The sequence below is a fragment of the Limnospira sp. PMC 289.06 genome, assembly GCF_032350395.1.
GTDB lineage: Bacteria > Cyanobacteriota > Cyanobacteriia > Cyanobacteriales > Microcoleaceae > Limnospira > Limnospira platensis.
In genome coordinates, this window is record NZ_JARPLC010000276.1 from 1 (window position 1) to 1,713 (window position 1,713).

General features: G+C 47.5%; 3 pseudogenes. 1 reads left to right on the top strand and 2 read right to left on the bottom strand.

Annotated features, from left to right (window positions below):
* Positions 1 to 156: 156 nt before the first annotated feature.
* Positions 157 to 656, top strand: a pseudogene (locus P5674_RS24440) (RNA-guided endonuclease TnpB family protein); the annotation flags it as partial.
* A gap of 341 nt (positions 657 to 997) precedes the next feature.
* Here the strand turns inward: P5674_RS24440 and P5674_RS24445 are convergent.
* Together P5674_RS24445 and P5674_RS24450 are read right to left on the bottom strand one after the other, a co-directional pair.
* A pseudogene (locus tag P5674_RS24445) lies at positions 998 to 1,303 on the bottom strand (transposase); the annotation flags it as partial.
* A 16-nt stretch (positions 1,304 to 1,319) separates the two neighbouring features.
* A pseudogene (locus tag P5674_RS24450) lies at positions 1,320 to 1,713 on the bottom strand (IS630 family transposase); the annotation flags it as partial.

The following is a 1,713-nucleotide window of genomic DNA, read 5'->3' on the forward strand; positions in this document are numbered from 1 at the left end:
GCACGGTTTGGAATTGGAGTTGGGGAAGGTGACTTCTCTTTCGACCATAACACAATCAGACTAGGAGCCGGATGAGGTGAAAGTCTCAAGTCCGGTTCTGAATGGGAGGGGTAGACCGTGAGGTCTATCTCGACCCCTAATAACTATCTGACGTAAATGATTGTACTGGAGTTTAAAGCTAAAGGCAAGTCAACTCAATACAGTGCCATTGATGAGGCCATCCGAACGGCTCAGTTCATCCGCAATAAAGCCGTCCGTTTCTGGATGGATAATTCGGGAATTGGGCAGAAGGATTTGTATCGCCTAGCGCAAAACACGCTCGAGATGAATTTCCTTTTGCTCGCGACTTAAACTCCAGCGCCTGTCAAGCGTCCATTGAAAGAGCCTATTCGGCAATTTCGCGGTTCTACGAGAACTGCCGGAAAGCCATTCCCTGGAAGAAAGGCTATCCAAAGTTCAAAAAGAACTGCCGTTCTGTTGAATACAAGACTTCTGGGTGGAAGTTATCAGAGACTCGCAAGCGAATAACCTTTACCGACAAAAAAGGGATATGTCAGCTTAAACTCAAAGGAACATGGGATTTACATTTCTACCAGGTTGAACAAATCAAACGGGTTAGGCTTATTCGTCGTGCAGACGGCTACTATGTTCAATTTATGAGTGCGAGATGTTCAGGTATGAAATAGGGCTGAGATGCCTTAAATAACTACCTGGAGGGGATCCCAGCCCCGAATCTGGATATAAGGAGCGTACTCCTGACCATCCCCATAACTGTTTATATGTCCCGACGTTTGGAGAAAATCCAAATAAGACAGGGAACCCAAGGTCATAAGCGAACTGAAAATCAGGGAGCAGAGGGTAACGCCGATAGCCACCCCCAGTTTCAGGAATCATAACCCGTCAGATTGAAGCGGGGAACGGAAGGCTCCGAGGTGTAACCTGACACCGCAAACGAGACCACTGCCAACCATCCATGATATCAAGTCCGGATAATCAATTATAGTAAAGTCTCGATTTGAGGCCACCAATGAAAACTCGTCAAGCCTCTAATTAATTCGCGCTGTTTCCACAAACTTCGGCAGCGAGCACACAAGAGTTCCTCTAGCTGCTCAAGATTCTCAAATGAGCGATTGGCAATGGGTTCATCTACCAGAGGCCACAGTCTTTCCGCCGGTTGCAGTTCCGGGGAATGGGACGGTAGAAACATTAAATGCAGTCCTTCGGGTACTTTCAGATTCTTACTGATATGCCATCCGGCTTGGTCAACCACTAACATAATGTGTTGATTTGGACCTAATTTATAGCATTAGTCAAGGTGGTTAGGACGCAGCCTTGAGAACGGAATCCATGGCATCATCGAGAGAATCAAACTGCTCACGTGCAATGGCGAATGCGGGCTTTCAACCACGACCAACATTTCTCTATCTTGTTGAGGTCTGGCGAATAAGGTGGTAGATAGAGCAAACGGCATTGAGCCGCCTCCACTAGCTCAGGAATCCGTCCCCCTTTATGAAACGTTGCATTGTCTAGCACTAGAGTCTGACCTGGCTTCAGTGTTGGAATTAAGATGAACTCCAACCACAACTCAAACACTGTCCGATTACAACAACCCTCAAAGCGATCGGGGGCTAAGAGTTGTTGATGACACCATGGGGCCATATAGCTCACCCTGCCCTGCCTCTTCCCGGATTTGAGGACATCGAAGCGTTGTCC